Genomic DNA, 14,615 nt, shown 5'->3' on the forward strand with positions numbered 1-14,615 from the left:
CAGAAAGACGTCAATCTAGTCATTTCCCATGTCAATTCCTTGAAACGAGAAGAGTTTCAAGGAAAATCTGCTTACGATGTCTTCACCTTCACATTCGGCGAGGACATCGCTGCTCTTCTGGGGTGCCAATTTGTCAAACCAGAAGACACACACTTATCACCTGATTTATTGAAATAAAGGGAATTTTCCCCTCTAAATACACATCTTATCACCATCGAAAAGTCTCACACTAAACGCTAGCAACTGGAATTTACTCTAAGACGACTCTGTTTTAGGGCTATTTGTCGTGCACTTTTTTCTGAGTCTTTTCGCTTTTGAACCCTTATATATCAAGAAAAAGAAAACCAGTGGACGTTAGTCTAAGAAGAATTTCTACTGATTTCACGCGTTTTTCTCATACTGAAGGCTAGGTTGGGGGAAACTGGAAGTTAGTTTTAGAAGTTACCATCTAACGATTTGACGATTTATGACTAGCCATAGCAATAAAGCCCAAGTTCTTTTTATTCTTATCAAACATTTTATACATAGTTAAAAACTGCTTTCTATTCTCCTTTTTACAAGCATTTACACAAATTTTCAAGGTTCCTAGCCAACCTTCGTCATAAATCATACCCGATAATTTCATTAATGTCATTTCACCAGTCAATACTTTCACATCACAATAACCTGATTCTATCATCAGCTCTTCCCAACCATCTTGAGTTAAAGGACCTACATTTACATGAATTGCTTGCGACAATTCCTGTCTGATAGACTCTTTAGCTTCCTTAAGAAGCACATCATGTGTCAGGAGAAGACCTTCAGGTTTTAAAACCCTTAGATATTCCATTACACATTTTTTCTTAGCTTGATCGGCTTGCATAGTCAGCATAGCTTCATTTATAACAATATCAAAACTAGCATCTTCATAAGGAAGTTTCATTGCATTAGCTCTTTCAAAACTGATTAAATGAGCAACACCTGCCGTTTCAGCAAATTTTTTAGCCACTTCTAAAGCTTGAGCATCCATATCAACAGCAGTTATCTTACAACCAAAACGCTGTGCCAACTCAATTGCTGTAGTTCCCCTATTGCACGCAACTTCTAGTATTCTCTTTTCTTTTGAAAATCCTCCTTCCGCAATTAACCAATCTGTAGCACGTTTTCCACCTGGACGTAAGCGTTTTTTCCCTAATTTTGCTAAAAACTTATGACCTGCTTCTGACATTTGAACACCTCTATTTTTTCTTCATTATAACACAAAACGATATTATCTGACAATTCTAATCTATTATTTGATAAACTAGAATCAAAAGCATACAAACCACCATAACTATAGCATAAATTTATTATTGCCTCTCTAGTTCGAATTCAATTGCTCACGTAGTTTACGCATATAGGTTACGACTATTTTTGTACTTTGGAATTACTCTCATCTTCATCAGCTCTACGAACCTCCACCTTTCTGTTCGTAGAGCCACGATTTCGCTATCCCTTCCTCTGACGGTTCTAATTTCCAACGTCAGACTTAAAACGGTCTATCCCCAGACCGTTTTAATCCGCTACCTCACAATAGTCAGGCTTGGGAATCGCTATTGGGTTCACCGGTAGCAGGTGCCCACCGAGGACTTACACCTCAGATGTACGACATGCCCGTCGTACGCCAAAAAAACGAGCACTTTCGTACTCGTCCTCTTTTATAAACTACTGATTAAAGTGAGTTTACGTCAACTTTGATACCAACACCTTGAGTAGTTGTGATAGTCAAGTTTGTTACGTAAGTTCCTTTAGCTGTAGCTGGTTTTGCTTTTTGGATTGTTTCGTTGAAAGCTTTGAAGTTTTCAACCAATTTTTCAGCTTCAAATGATACTTTACCGATGATTGCTTGAACGTTACCTGCACGGTCAGCACGGTAAGTGATTTTACCACCTTTAGACTCTTCAACTGCTTTAGCAACATCCATTGTTACAGTACCAGTTTTAGGGTTTGGCATCAAGTTACGTGGTCCAAGGACACGTCCAAGACGTCCAACAAGAGCCATCATGTCAGGTGTAGCGATAACTACGTCGAAGTCCAACCAACCGTCGTTGATTTTAGCAACAAGGTCATCTTCACCAACAAAGTCTGCACCAGCAGCTTTTGCTTCTTCAGCTTTTGCACCACGTGCAAAAACAAGAACGCGTGAAGTTTTACCAGTACCGTTTGGCAATACCATTGCTCCACGGATTTGTTGGTCAGCTTTTTTAACGTCGATGTTCAAGTTGTAAGCAACTTCTACAGTTGCGTCAAATTTTGCAAAGTTAGTTTCTTTTGCAAGTGCTACAGCTTCTTCTACGCTGTATGCTTTTGTGCTGTCGATTTTCTCAAGAGCAGCACGAAGTTGTTTGCTTTTTTTAGCCATTTTCTATTCTCCTTGTAAGTGGTTCAATCGATTTTCATCTCCCACGTCACTCCTCGAAATGATGAAGTCTTGCGGGTTATCAGTCTATTATTTTTCTTTTCCTACGTCGTTAAGTTCCCTTGCTGTACCCAAGTACAAGCATCAGTCACTTGCCTAGTATGAAAAGCAACTAATAGACTGCTGTGAGATTTTCTACTGTGTTATTGATTAGTCAACAACAGTGAATCCCATAGAACGAGCAGTACCTTCGATCATACGCATTGCAGACTCTACGTTTGCTGCGTTCAAATCTGGCATCTTAGTTTCTGCAATTTCTTGTACTTGTGCACGAGTAACTGTAGCAACTTTAGTTTTGTTAGGTGTACCTGATCCTTTTTCAACACCTGCAGCTTTTTTCAAAAGAACAGCAGCTGGTGGTGTTTTAGTGATGAAAGTAAATGATTTATCTTCGTAAACTGAGATAACAACTGGAATGATCATACCAGCTTGGTCAGCTGTACGAGCGTTGAACTCTTTTGTGAATCCCATGATGTTGATACCAGCTTGACCAAGAGCAGGTCCAACCGGTGGAGCTGGTGTAGCTTTACCAGCAGGGATTTGCAATTTTACAAGTTTTTCGACTTTTTTAGCCATTTTTAAATCCTCCTTTGTGGTTTTGGCGGTAATTAAAAATTTTTACCTCCCACAAGTATGCTTTTCACATACCCATCTATTATACACTATTTATCTGAAATTGCAAGAGAAAATTTTATTTTTTAATCGACGTAATCTCCGCCTTCAAAGCCGTAATACTCTTCCAAACTGAGACCACTTGCAGCTATTTCTTTTGCTTCTTTTCCGACATAACGAAGGTGCCATTCTTCAGCCATATAGCCTGTTTCCTTTTCCTTGCCTTTGAGATAACGAACAACAAAACCATAATCAGCCGCATGGTCCAAGAGCCATTGGGCCGCTTTTTCTTCTGTCACCAAATCACCATTTGTCCCAATCACATCAAAAGCCAAGCCTGTCTGGTGCTCGCTATAGCCAGGACGGGCAGAATAACGGTCGGCAGCTTCTTTCCCATCTTGATTGACATAATCTTGATAGAGCTTGGTCTGAGTTTCATAACTTCTAAAGCCACTATAATGGTCACTAATGGGGAAACCTGCCTCTTGCATCGCTTTGATGAGTTTGACCAACTCAGCCTTGGCTGTTGGATTTTCCCCTGGATTGTAGTCTTTTGACAACGGGTAGTGTTTATTGGCTACGATGATTTCATCGTATTTCCCTTGTATGCTATAGTAGTCTCCTTTATTAACCACTTCTGCTTTTTTCTGAGCAGCTCCTTGAGATTTACTGCCGGCTGTTCCATCAGCTTTGGCGGTTTGTTCTGTCTTAGCTGCGCCATCTTCAGTTTTTGCTTTTTCTTGTGAACAAGCTGCTAGACTTAAGGCTAGCAAGGCTGTCAAGACAAGGTATCTTTTTTTCATTTCTACTCCTTTATTTCTAATAGTTTATCTACCTCTGACGATAAACGTTTAACTAGTTTTTTAATCTCATCTGGTTTTGCTTGGCAGGTTTCTGAGGTCATTTCTTCAAAGGGAACCCACCAGACTGGCCCACGCCCCTTGAGACCGTGACCATTCATATCACCTGTTCGTCTAGGAAACAAATGCCAATGAAGATGAGCATCGCCATTCCCTAGCAGTTCGATATTCATTTTCTCAGCAGCAAAAGCCTTAGCAACTGCCTCTTGGACCACACTCATTTCCTCTAGAAAACGGAGTCTTGTTTCCTTTTCTAAATGGTGCAATTCGGTGACATGTTCCTTGGCTAGAAAGAGACTATAGCCTGCAAAATACTGGTGGTCTCCAATCACAAGATAGCCTGTTTCCAATTCTTTGACAAAATAGGGATTTTCTCCAGCTTTGATGAGGTTAATTCTCTGGCAAATAAGGCACATATTAGTCTACCAACCCGCTCTTAAGATAGGCATCAACCATACGCTCCGTTGCGACCACCGAGTCAATATGAGTGCGTTCATATGAGTGACTAGACTCAATACCAGCACCAAGAAGGGCGTGTTTAACCTCTGCCCCTGCAGACATGGCCGCTGAAGCATCCGATCCATAAAATGGATAGATATCCAACTTAAATGGAATATCTTGCTCTTTAGCCAAGGCAACCAAGTGCTGACGGAAGTCATAGTGATAAGGACCTGAAGTATCCTTGACGCAGATAGACACTGTATATTCATCTGTCTGCTGGTCATCACCCATAGCTCCCATATCCACAGCCAGATATTCGACTACTTGAGCAGGAATATTAGAATTAGCACCGTGTCCCACTTCTTCAAAAACTGAAAAGGCAAAATGGGTTGTTACGGGTAATTCAATCTTCTCTTCTTTATAAATACGAAGCAGGTTAAGCAAAATCGCTGCGCTGACCTTGTCATCCAAATGACGAGACTTGATAAAACCTGTCTCTGTCACGACAGTTCGTGGGTCAAAGCTGATAAAATCACCGACTTCAATTCCCAAGGCACGAGTTTCTTTTTCACTAGTTACTTTGGCATCCAAACGCACTTCCATATTGTCCTGCGTGCGTTCTGCAGTCCCAGCATCCTTATAAACATGGCAAGAAGTTTGGTGGATAAGGATGGTTCCTGATACTTTTTCACCTGTACTAGCCACATGAACAGTACAGTTTTCTCCCTCAATCATATTCCAAGGAAAACCACCAATACGGTCCAATTTAAGACGGCCGTCTGGTTTGACAGCACGGACAATAGCACCAAGCGTATCCACATGGGCAGTCACATAGCGATGCTCTTCATCATTTTGACCTTTGATGGTCACATTGACACCACCCTTGGCTGTACGAACTGGCTGGTAACCAAAACCTTCTAGGGTCTTGACTAAATAGTTCGAAATCTCACGAGTGAAGCCCGTTGGCGATGCAATAGCTGTCAGTTCTTTGATATATTCTACTGTTTGATTCATTTCTTCACCTCTTTTGCTACCTATTATAACACATTTATCATCGGATAAAAAAAGAAAATCACTCCTGTAGACTTGGCTACAAAAGTGATTTAAGTGATTATTCCATTTCAAAAACATCACTTTCTTGCTTGTTTGGTAAAACCAATGAGAGCAAGATTCCGACAACGGCTGGTACCAACCATGGGAGTGATGCCTTAGCAAAAGGAAGAGCGTTGACAAGATTTGCAAGCAACTCAACCTTAAATGAGCTTCCTAGTACGCTTGCAATGGCAATAGCTGTAACGACTGCAATTGTCAACTGCATACCTGGTTTTGAAAGAGCCACAAATTTGTTCACGATGACAATCATAACAATGGCAATTGTGATTGGGTACAAGATAACCAGTACAGGAATTGAATACTTGATAATCGCATCAAGACCCAAGTTGGCAATAGCAAATCCAATCAAGGTAAAGACTGTCGCATAAACCTTATAGCTGATTTGTGGGAAGCGCTCATTAAAGAACTCAGCTGTCGACACAATCAAACCAACTGTTGTTGTGAAGCAGGTTACGGTAACCATAGCTGCAAGGAAGAGTTGAGCAGTTGAACCAAAGATTTCTTGAGTCGCTTGTGACAAGATGTAAACACCTGGTGTTCCACCCTTCATCGCTTCAGCTGGTACTGGGAAATGATTTCCAAGGAAACCTAAACCGATGTAAAGAGCGCTGAAGGCAAGGGCAACAACGATACCAACCACCCAAATAGTTGAAATGTATTCTTTCTTACTTGAAAATCCAAGCTGTTTCAAGGTTTGAACTGCGATTACGCTAAAGGCAACTGAGGCAAGGGCATCCAAAGTATTGTAACCTTCTAGGAAACCTGTACCAAAGGCAGAAGCTTGATAAGCGGCTGAAGCAGCTTGAGGACTTGTTCCACCGTATTTGAAAGCTCCTAGTACAACCAAGATGACAATTAAAATCGCAAAAACTGGCGTTAAAATACGGCCGATACGATCCAAGATTTTTGATGGATTAAGCGAAATCAAATAGGCTGCTGCAAAATACAGAACAGTAAAGACAATCAAACCAAGACCTTTATTTGCATCCGACAAAAGTGGTTTAATCCCTACTTCGTAAGCCGTTGTAGCAGTACGCGGGATAGCAAAGAATGGACCGATTGACAAGTAAAGAACTGAGAGGTAGAGAGTCGCAAACCAAGGCGCTACCTTTGTTGAAATCTCATGAATATATCCTTTAGGATTTAGAGTTCCAATAATAAGGGTCAAGACGGCGATACCAACGCCTGAAAAGACAAAACCTGCGATGGCAGGAAGAAAATGTTCCCCAGATAGAGCACCTAGAGAAGGCGGAAAAATCAAGTTCCCCGCACCAAAAAATATTCCAAACAGGAGCAAACCTGTTAAGGCACCTTTTTTAGCCATGAAAATCTCCTTCATATTTATAAAATACTGACCTAGTATATCATGAATGGGAGTATGAAAAAAGTATCACGAAGTAAATATTGAATGTTTTCAAGATTCTCAAAAATGAGAATTGTCTAAAAATAAAACTCTCCTCCCCAGTCCATACCGAGTAGGAGAAAAATCTACTGTTTACAGTTCTTCAAAGGCTAACATGCCACCCTGAACATTGATAACTTCATAACCTTGTTCAGCTAGGAATTGACAAGCACGCGCCGATCTCATTCCAGATTTGCAAATAACATAATGCAACTGGTCCTTGTCCAACTGATCAAAGGTATCAGCCAATTGACTAAGCGGTAGGTTGTGGGCACCTTCTAAATGCAGTGTTTCAAACTCATCCACTTCTCGCACGTCCACTAGAGAAAGTTGGTCATTTTGATAAAGCTGGTAAAATGCGTCAAAGGTAATTTCTTTCATTCTTTTTCTCCTAATACTCTTCGAAAATCTCTTCAAACCACGTCAGCGTCGCCTTACCGTAGGTATGGTTACTGACTTCGTCAGTTCTATCCACAACCTCAAAACTGTGTTTTGATCTGACTTCGTCAGTTCCATCCACAACCTCAAAGCTGTACTTTGAGCAGCCTGTGGCTAGCTTCCTAGTTTGCTCTTTGATTTTCATTGACTATAAAATGGTTTTAATTCTTTTTTTCAAATCTGGCACTACCTCTGCCTCAAACCAAGGATTTTTAGCCATCCAGATTTGGTTTCGCGGTGAAGGGTGAACTAGAGGAAAATAGGTTGGCAAGTAGTTCTGGTAATGTTTTACCCGTTCTGTCACCTTGCCACTGACTTTCTCCTGTAAATAGTAGGCTTGGGCATATTGCCCAATCAAGAGGGTCAACTGGATATCTGGTAATTCTTGCAAGAGCTGTGGATGCCATTTTTCGGCAAATCCAGTTCTCGGTGGCAGGTCACCTGACTTACCATGCCCTGGAAAGTAGAAATCCATAGGCAAAACAGCAAAATAACCTGAATTGTAAAAGGTATCTTCATCCACACCTAGCCACTCCCGCAAGCGGTCACCACTCTTATCTTTCCAGTAAAGACCTGCTTCTTGAGTTTTAAGTCCCGGTGCCTGACCGATGATATTGATGCGAGCAGTCTTTGGCGCTGCAAAGAGAGGCTCGATGCCACGCTCTGTATAGCTGACATTCTGCGGATCCGCCATGATAGCCTGCTTGATTCTTTCAATTTGAGACATCTACTTTCCCTCCAAAAAGAAGTCTAAGCATACAATCTCAGACTTCTATCGTTTTATTTGATCAATTCATAAATAGCTTCGGCATAGATTGCTGCTGCTCGGAAGAGATCGTCCAAGGCGATAAATTCATTAGCTTGGTGCATAGTATCAATTGAATCTGGGAACATAGCACCGTAGGCAACACCTCGTTCTAGCAAGCGACCAAAGGTTCCACCACCGATGACTTGCTCGTGACCTTTAAGGCCTGTTTGTTTTTCATAAACATTCAACAAGGTTTGGACAAGTGGATCTTCCATTGGCACATAGTGAGGGGTATGTCCGTGTTCTGACAAGCTAACAGAAGCAACTGGCAAGTTTTCAAGGATTGACTTGATTTGTTTTGGACTTGTTCCTTTTGGATAGCGGATATTAAGGGCAATGGTATTATCAGCACTTGTTTCATCGAAGCGGAAGACGCCTGCATTCATAGAAAGAGCACCCATCTTTTCATCCACATGAGCAATCTTGAGATTTTCACCCTCATGGTCGTTCAAGAGAATTTTACCAGCAATGTCAAGGTAGTCTTTGGCTGGACCAGCAAAGTCAAACTGGCTAAGGAAGAGGGCTAGGTAAGTCGCACCATTGACACCTGAAGCAGGCATAGCACCATGGGCTGATTTACCAATAATCGTCACCTTGTATTGACCGTTTTCTTCTTGGAGTTCTCCTCTAAGTTTGTGTTCTACAACAAAAGTATCTAGTTTAGCTTTCAAATCAGCCAAATCTCCTGAAACAACAGCTGTTGCTGATTCAGGTACCATGTTTTCACGTAAACCACCTGTGAAGCTGTGAAGACGAGCCGCACCTGCATTTTCTCCTGCAAAGTGGAGGTATTCCGTGATATTGCCTTTTTCACCATTGATGATAGGGAATTCAGCGTCTGGAGAGAAACCGAAGTCTGGTTTCGCAAGTCCTACATGTTCAAAGTAGTAGTCCATGTCTGCCCAGCCTGATTCTTCGTCTGTTCCGACGATGAAACGAACCTTCTTAGAAGTTGGAAGGCCCAATTCTTTGATGATTTTCAAACCATAGTAACAAGCTGTTGTAGGCCCCTTGTCGTCCGAAGCCCCACGCGCATAAAGGCGACCGTCTTTGATAGTTGGGGTGTAAGGATCTGTGTCCCAACCGCTACCAGCTGGAACCACGTCCATGTGGGCAAAGATTCCGAGGACTTCTTCTCCATCACCAAACTCGAAATGTCCTGCGTAGTTATCGACATTCTTAGTTGGATAGCCATCACGGTCAGCGATTTCAAGGAATTTTTCCAAGGCTTTTACCGGCCCAGGTCCAAATGGATGCTCAGCATCAACCTTGCTATCATCACGTTCTGAGTTGATTTCCAAAAGGCTAAACAAGTCAGCCAAAAGGTCTTCTTTGCGTTTTTCTACTTCTGCTGTAAAATCAATTGCTGTCATTTTTTCTTCTTTCTATCTTTTCTCGATGATTTCATCTACTGGCAAGCGGTAGCTTGGTTCCAATTTTTCGTCTGTGTATCCCACTGTAATCAAGAGTTCTGGACGGAAACGGTCTTCGATTTCCAAAACTTCGTTGACTTTTGATTTGTCAAAACCAAGAATCAGATTTGATCCGATTCCTTGGTCTGTAAGAGCCAAAACCAAGTTCATAGCAACCAAACCTGCATTGAGGGCTAGGTAGTCACTAACCTGTTGTTCATTGTAACGGGCAAATTCAGCAGGCAAATTTTTCATGAAGTATTGTAGTTGCTCTTCAGAAAAGTTATTAGCACCACCAACTCGGGCAATCTTACGAGCACGTTTAGCCAGATCTGTATCTGTAAACAGAGCAATGGTTACAGGCGCTGATGATACCTGTTCAAAGTTCGAACCGTAAGCCAATTTTGCTAATTCGGCATTTTTCTCACGAACCACCACAAATTTCCAAGGCTGGCTGTTGTGGGCGCTTGGTGCCAAGGTTGCAATTTCGATAGCCGTACGCACATCTTTGGGATCCACTGGTTTGTCAGTGAAATGCTTGGTCGTATGACGTTTTTTGTTTAATTCAAGAAATTTCATAATCGATTTCCTTTTCTAATTCTACTGCTTCCATTCTACCATAATTTGAAAGAGCTTGCAGATATTTTCCATGATTAAGTTTTTTTATCACAGGCATAAAAAATATATATTGGTTCATCAAGAAAGTTTCTGATAAACTAGCAGATATCTTACATCTGAATGGAGACATTATGAAAAAATTTAGCCTATTACTAGCCATCCTACCATTTTTGGTTGCCTGTGGAAATCAAGCTACACCTAAAGAGACTAGTTCTCAAAAAACAATCGTTGTTGCTACAGCTGGTGATGTGCCACCATTTGACTACGAAGACAAGGGCAATCTGACAGGCTTCGATATCGAAGTTCTAAAAGCAGTGGATGAAAAGCTCAGCGACTATGAGATTCAATTCCAAAGAACTGCTTGGGAGAGTATCTTCCCAGGACTTGATTCTGGTCACTATCAAGCAGCAGCCAATAACTTGAGTTATACAAAAGAACGTGCTGAAAAATACCTTTACTCACTTCCAATTTCGAACAATCCCCTCGTCCTCGTCAGCAACAAGAAAAATCCTTTGACTTCTCTTGACCAAATTGCTGGCAAAACAACACAAGAGGATACTGGAACTTCAAACGCTCAATTTATCAATAACTGGAATCAGAAACACACTGACAATCCCGCTACTATCGATTTTTCTGGTGAGGATATCGGTAAACGAATTCTAGACCTCTCTAACGGAGAGTTTGATTTCCTAGTTTTTGACAAGGTATCAGTTCAAAAAATTATCAAGGACCGTGGCTTAGATCTCTCAGTCGTTGATTTGCCTTCTGCAGATAGCCCCAACAATTATATCGTTTTCTCAAGCGACCAAAAAGAGTTTAAAGAGAAATTTGATAAAGCGCTCAAAGAACTCTATCAAGACGGAACACTTGAAAAACTCAGCAATACTTATCTAGGTGGTTCTTATCTTCCAGATCAATCTCAATTACAATAAGATATACTAAAAGCGATTGGACCAGCCAATCGCTTTTTTAGTTTACATTGGTTATTTTAGGAAACTCTTACAAAAAATCAAAAAAATTCTTCACATCTTCTACATACCCATGCTTTTCTATTAAGCTGGCTAAAAGTTCCAGATTGTGTCCCTGATAGTTATCTTCACGACGTAGTTCTTCATACATTTCGATAAAGGGGAGCTCCTTGGACTTGGCCAATTCTAACTCAGCCTCATAATCATAAGCGACTTTACGAAATTGGATATTGACCATTTCCCCATCTTCAACTTCTATCACGGCATACTGGGCACGGTGATTTTTTAACGCCTCCCAATTAAAATAGGGCATGCCAATCGACCCTGGATTGATGATTTGTTGCCCTTGACTGCCATAACGAAGCAACTGCTTATGAACATGACCATAGACTGCCACGTCGGTTTCAGCATCTAGGAGTTGGTCAAATTTCTCCGTATCATTATCAACCAGTAAGTCACTCCCATAGTTTTTGTCAGGTAAATTATGAGAGAGAGAAAAGCGCAGTCCGTCAACTTCTTTCTTTTCTAGCAAAGGCAAGCTTCGTAGCCAGACAATCGTTGCAAGATCCATTCGCTCCATCAAAAACTGGGTCAATCGCATGAGCTGGATTTCTTGTGGATGTTCCAAACCATATTCGCCATCCAAGGCCTCAAGGACACAATCATCCCAATTACCTCGAACACTTGCCGTTATAGGAAGTCCCTTCAGCAGAGCGACCAGATCATTTGCGCCTGGACCAGGAAGAAAAATATCTCCCAGAAGCCAGTATTCACTGACTCCTTGATTTTTAGCATCTGCAACAACTGCTTCTAACGCCGTTATATTGCCATGAATATCTGATAAAATTGCGATTTTATGATTCATAATGGTCTCCTTCTGTTTGGTAATTTACACTCTTTTCCGCTACTTGAGACAACTCCATTTCTTCCTGCGGCTTCAACTTCCTCTGCACAGCTTCTGCGACTGCCCTTGGCACACCGACTTCAACGATTTCATCCACACTGGCTTCCTTGATTTTGGTTAGAGACTTGAAATGCTTCATGAGATTTTGCTTGCGTTTAGGTCCCAGCCCTTCAATTCCATCCAGTTGTGAAGAAAAAGAATTTTTGGAGCGCAGTTGGCGGTGGAAAGTAATGGCAAAGCGGTGGACCTCATCTTGAATGCGTTGGAGGAGGAAAAATTCCTGAGAATTGCGAGATAACTCCACCACCTCAAGCGGATCTCCAAAGAGCAATTCATGGGTTTGGTGCTTGTCATTCTTTTGCAGACCTGCAATTGGGATATCCAAGCCCAGTTCATCTTGGATGACCTGCTTGGCAATATTGACTTGACCTTGTCCCCCATCAATGACAATCAAATCTGGAGGAGTCAAACCGTCACGCTGTACTCGACCATAGCGCCTGCGAATGACTTCTCTCATACTGGCATAGTCGTCTGGCCCGACTACGGTCTTGATTTTATACTTACGGTAATCCTTCTTACTAGGTTTTCCGTTGACAAAGACCACCATAGCCGAAACAGGACTGGTCCCCATGATATTGGAGTTATCGAAGGATTCGATGCGAACTGGAGTCGGAATTTGGAGCAAGCGTCCTAGATTTTCAATAGCTCCTTGTGTCTTTTCGACTGATTTTTCTAGCAGGTTAAATTTCTGCTCTAGGCTGACTCGGGCATTCTTTATAGCTAGATTGACCAGCTGTTTTTTCTCTCCACGTTGGGGTTTGAGAATCTTGGTATCCACCAAGGCCTTGACTGCTTCTTCATCGATATCCTGCGGAATCAGCACCTCATTGGGAACCAGGTGAGATTTTTCTTGATAGAATTGTCCCACATAGGTCAAGAAATCCTCATCTGGATCATTGTAGTAGGGGAAGAGATTGACATCTCGCTCAATGAGCTTGCCCTGACGAACAAAGAAAACCTGAACACACATCCAGCCCTTGTCCACATAGTAACCAAAGACATCCCGATTTTGGAGATCCTTGGCCATAACCCTTTGCTTGGTCCGAAGCGTTCCAATGGCCTGAATCAAGTCACGGTATTCCGCAGCACGCTCAAACTCCATACTTTGAGCTGCCTTCGCCATCTTTCCCTTGAGGTCATCGATGATTTTGTCATCCTGTCCTTTTAGGAAATCAGAAACCTCCTGAGCCATGGACTTGAAATAAGCCTCATCCTTCTTACAGATAGTATGGGCCGTACATTGGCCGATATGGTAGTAAAAACAGACCTTAGAAGGAGGATTAGTACACTTACGAAAAGGGAAAATTCGATCCAAAAGTCGCTTGATTTCATTGGCTGCCCCCACATCTGGATAAGGACCAAAATAAAGACCACCATCCTTCTTGACCTGACGGGTGATAATCAAACGAGGATAGCGCTCATTGGTGATTTTGATGAAGGGATAAGACTTGTCATCCTTGAGCATGATATTGTATTTAGGCTTATTTTCCTTGATCAGGTTGATTTCTAGGAGAAGGGCCTCAATATTGGACTCCGTAACGATAAATTCAAAATCCACAATTTCAGATACCAGAGCCTCTGTCTTGGTATCGTGACTTCCACGGAAATAGGACCGCACACGGTTGCGCAGATTTTTAGCCTTTCCTACATAGATAATGGTGCCATTTTTATCCTTGTGAATGTAGCAACCAGGGCTGGTCGGCAAGAGCTCTAGTTTTGATTTAATCAAGTTATTCATAGTTCCATTATAGCAAAAAAGTAGGGAAAGATAGTCCCCTACTCATTGCTCTCATATAATTTTCGAAGGTTTGCAACATCCTCTTCCTGAATACCATAAAAGGAACCTGCAGGTTGCATCACAGACTTCTCATCTGTATGGTCCAAGCCAATCGCATGCCCCAACTCATGTTCTGCCGTATGGACAACACGCTCATAGGAATAGTCATAGTCAGGATTGGACAGATAATAATGATTCAGACGCACCGTTACAGACAAGAATTGCCCCGTCAAGAGATTAGTCTGACTTTCCGCCTCTCCTGCCACAGGAGTGTTTCCGTCGTTCATCTCAGTAGCCAAGATATCCGCCTTGCTGGACTCAGTCACAAGTTCAAAGTTAAAAGCACCAGTTTGATTCCAATTCTGAATCGCTTCTATATAAGCCTCTTGGAAGCGTGAATCCATCTGGGGATCCAAGTAAATACGAGCAGAGGCTTGCGGCCACCTTCCTTCAGAATGCTGGTGGCTATCTGTCTGGTTTAACTTAGGCAGTTGCCCTGTTTTTTCCCATTGGTCAATGCTTTGTTGACCAATCTTTACCGACCGCTCTGCCTGCTTCAGCGCTCCTTGGAAATCCCCGTTCAGATACCAGAGAAATCCAAAAGCAAGAGTGCATAAAAACAAAACAATCCAAACCAAGCGCCAAAACAAACGCCAAACAAAAGAAAAGAAAACCCCTATCAAACGAAAAAGCCAGCGCATGTCTCTCCACCTTTCTAGCAAATAAAGACTATTTTACTAAAACAAGCTGAAAGAAAGCTAAATA

At 41.9% G+C, this 14,615-nt stretch carries 15 protein-coding genes and 1 pseudogene; 2 read left to right on the forward strand and 14 right to left on the reverse strand.

Features of this window, described 5'->3' with window-relative positions; all coding sequences use genetic code 11:
* Window positions 1-177: pseudogene (locus N8L33_RS04250) on the forward strand (IS30 family transposase); the annotation flags it as partial.
* Between the two features lie 271 nt (window positions 178-448).
* On the opposite strand, the gene N8L33_RS04255 reads toward N8L33_RS04250, so the two are convergent.
* The 11 genes from N8L33_RS04255 to N8L33_RS04305 all read right to left on the reverse strand — a co-directional run bounded on the left by N8L33_RS04255 (window position 449) and on the right by N8L33_RS04305 (window position 10,102).
* Window positions 449-1,207 (reverse strand): class I SAM-dependent methyltransferase, encoded by a 759-nt coding sequence (locus tag N8L33_RS04255; RefSeq protein WP_001287225.1) that lies wholly within the window; start codon window positions 1,205-1,207, stop codon window positions 449-451.
* 483 nt (window positions 1,208-1,690) lie between these two features.
* Window positions 1,691-2,380, reverse strand: coding sequence for a 50S ribosomal protein L1 (rplA, locus tag N8L33_RS04260; RefSeq protein ID WP_001085675.1), 690 nt, complete (start codon window positions 2,378-2,380; stop codon window positions 1,691-1,693).
* 207 nt (window positions 2,381-2,587) lie between these two features.
* Entirely contained in the window at window positions 2,588-3,013 is a 426-nt protein-coding gene (gene rplK, locus N8L33_RS04265) for a 50S ribosomal protein L11 (protein WP_001085807.1), read from the reverse strand.
* Window positions 3,014-3,135: 122 nt separating this feature from the next.
* Complete coding sequence (gene ldcB, locus N8L33_RS04270; protein WP_261058572.1) at window positions 3,136-3,852, reverse strand: LD-carboxypeptidase LdcB/DacB; 717 nt, start codon at window positions 3,850-3,852, stop codon at window positions 3,136-3,138.
* Between the two features lie 2 nt (window positions 3,853-3,854).
* Window positions 3,855-4,325: an HIT family protein gene (locus tag N8L33_RS04275; protein ID WP_261058573.1), complete on the reverse strand. Its 471-nt coding sequence runs from the start codon at window positions 4,323-4,325 to the stop codon at window positions 3,855-3,857.
* Window position 4,326: 1 nt separating this feature from the next.
* Entirely contained in the window at window positions 4,327-5,364 is a 1,038-nt protein-coding gene (locus tag N8L33_RS04280; protein WP_261058574.1) for a M42 family metallopeptidase, read from the reverse strand.
* A 97-nt stretch (window positions 5,365-5,461) separates the two neighbouring features.
* The gene (brnQ, locus tag N8L33_RS04285; protein ID WP_261058576.1) at window positions 5,462-6,787 is read right to left on the reverse strand and encodes a branched-chain amino acid transport system II carrier protein; all 1,326 of its coding nucleotides are present in this window, start codon (window positions 6,785-6,787) and stop codon (window positions 5,462-5,464) included.
* A 171-nt stretch (window positions 6,788-6,958) separates the two neighbouring features.
* Window positions 6,959-7,246 carry a rhodanese-like domain-containing protein gene (locus N8L33_RS04290; RefSeq protein WP_000659160.1) on the reverse strand — a complete coding sequence of 96 codons (288 nt, stop codon included), beginning with the start codon at window positions 7,244-7,246 and terminating at the stop codon, window positions 6,959-6,961.
* Between the two features lie 205 nt (window positions 7,247-7,451).
* Window positions 7,452-8,030, reverse strand: coding sequence for a uracil-DNA glycosylase family protein (locus N8L33_RS04295; RefSeq protein ID WP_261058577.1), 579 nt, complete (start codon window positions 8,028-8,030; stop codon window positions 7,452-7,454).
* Between the two features lie 53 nt (window positions 8,031-8,083).
* Complete coding sequence (pepV, locus tag N8L33_RS04300; RefSeq protein WP_261058579.1) at window positions 8,084-9,484, reverse strand: dipeptidase PepV; 1,401 nt, start codon at window positions 9,482-9,484, stop codon at window positions 8,084-8,086.
* A 12-nt stretch (window positions 9,485-9,496) separates the two neighbouring features.
* Window positions 9,497-10,102 carry a nitroreductase family protein gene (locus tag N8L33_RS04305; RefSeq protein WP_261058581.1) on the reverse strand — a complete coding sequence of 202 codons (606 nt, stop codon included), beginning with the start codon at window positions 10,100-10,102 and terminating at the stop codon, window positions 9,497-9,499.
* A gap of 170 nt (window positions 10,103-10,272) precedes the next feature.
* On the opposite strand from N8L33_RS04305, the gene N8L33_RS04310 reads away from it, so the two are divergent.
* Window positions 10,273-11,073 carry an amino acid ABC transporter substrate-binding protein gene (locus N8L33_RS04310; protein WP_261058582.1) on the forward strand — a complete coding sequence of 267 codons (801 nt, stop codon included), beginning with the start codon at window positions 10,273-10,275 and terminating at the stop codon, window positions 11,071-11,073.
* A 67-nt stretch (window positions 11,074-11,140) separates the two neighbouring features.
* On the opposite strand, the gene N8L33_RS04315 is transcribed toward N8L33_RS04310, so the two are convergent.
* Genes N8L33_RS04315 through N8L33_RS04325 form a run of 3 tightly spaced genes read right to left on the reverse strand, consistent with a single transcriptional unit; the run spans window position 11,141 to window position 14,551 of the window.
* Complete coding sequence (locus N8L33_RS04315) at window positions 11,141-11,974, reverse strand: metallophosphoesterase family protein (RefSeq protein ID WP_261058583.1); 834 nt, start codon at window positions 11,972-11,974, stop codon at window positions 11,141-11,143.
* Entirely contained in the window at window positions 11,964-13,811 is a 1,848-nt protein-coding gene (gene uvrC / locus N8L33_RS04320; RefSeq protein WP_261058584.1) for an excinuclease ABC subunit UvrC, read from the reverse strand. The genes N8L33_RS04315 and uvrC overlap by 11 nt, the downstream gene beginning before the upstream one ends.
* Window positions 13,812-13,849: 38 nt before the next feature.
* Window positions 13,850-14,551: a M57 family metalloprotease gene (locus N8L33_RS04325; protein ID WP_261058586.1), complete on the reverse strand. Its 702-nt coding sequence runs from the start codon at window positions 14,549-14,551 to the stop codon at window positions 13,850-13,852.
* Window positions 14,552-14,615: the final 64 nt, after the last annotated feature.

It is taken from the genome of Streptococcus mitis, assembly GCF_946188695.1.
Classification (GTDB): Bacteria; Bacillota; Bacilli; order Lactobacillales; family Streptococcaceae; genus Streptococcus; species Streptococcus mitis_DF.

Excerpts from the sequence above, each read along its gene's own strand:
- ldcB (WP_261058572.1), bottom strand. The coding sequence starts at position 3,852 with ATGAAAAAAAGATACCTTGTCTTGACAGCCTTGCTAGCCTTAAGTCTA.
- rplA (WP_001085675.1), bottom strand. The coding sequence starts at position 2,380 with ATGGCTAAAAAAAGCAAACAACTTCGTGCTGCTCTTGAGAAAATCGAC.
- N8L33_RS04315 (WP_261058583.1), bottom strand. The coding sequence starts at position 11,974 with ATGAATCATAAAATCGCAATTTTATCAGATATTCATGGCAATATAACG.
- uvrC (WP_261058584.1), bottom strand. The coding sequence starts at position 13,811 with ATGAATAACTTGATTAAATCAAAACTAGAGCTCTTGCCGACCAGCCCT.
- N8L33_RS04275 (WP_261058573.1), bottom strand. The coding sequence starts at position 4,325 with ATGTGCCTTATTTGCCAGAGAATTAACCTCATCAAAGCTGGAGAAAAT.
- N8L33_RS04255 (WP_001287225.1), bottom strand. The coding sequence starts at position 1,207 with ATGTCAGAAGCAGGTCATAAGTTTTTAGCAAAATTAGGGAAAAAACGC.
- brnQ (WP_261058576.1), bottom strand. The coding sequence starts at position 6,787 with ATGGCTAAAAAAGGTGCCTTAACAGGTTTGCTCCTGTTTGGAATATTT.
- N8L33_RS04325 (WP_261058586.1), bottom strand. The coding sequence starts at position 14,551 with ATGCGCTGGCTTTTTCGTTTGATAGGGGTTTTCTTTTCTTTTGTTTGG.
- N8L33_RS04295 (WP_261058577.1), bottom strand. The coding sequence starts at position 8,030 with ATGTCTCAAATTGAAAGAATCAAGCAGGCTATCATGGCGGATCCGCAG.
- N8L33_RS04280 (WP_261058574.1), bottom strand. The coding sequence starts at position 5,364 with ATGAATCAAACAGTAGAATATATCAAAGAACTGACAGCTATTGCATCG.
- N8L33_RS04310 (WP_261058582.1), top strand. The coding sequence starts at position 10,273 with ATGAAAAAATTTAGCCTATTACTAGCCATCCTACCATTTTTGGTTGCC.
- N8L33_RS04290 (WP_000659160.1), bottom strand. The coding sequence starts at position 7,246 with ATGAAAGAAATTACCTTTGACGCATTTTACCAGCTTTATCAAAATGAC.
- N8L33_RS04305 (WP_261058581.1), bottom strand. The coding sequence starts at position 10,102 with ATGAAATTTCTTGAATTAAACAAAAAACGTCATACGACCAAGCATTTC.
- pepV (WP_261058579.1), bottom strand. The coding sequence starts at position 9,484 with ATGACAGCAATTGATTTTACAGCAGAAGTAGAAAAACGCAAAGAAGAC.
- rplK (WP_001085807.1), bottom strand. The coding sequence starts at position 3,013 with ATGGCTAAAAAAGTCGAAAAACTTGTAAAATTGCAAATCCCTGCTGGT.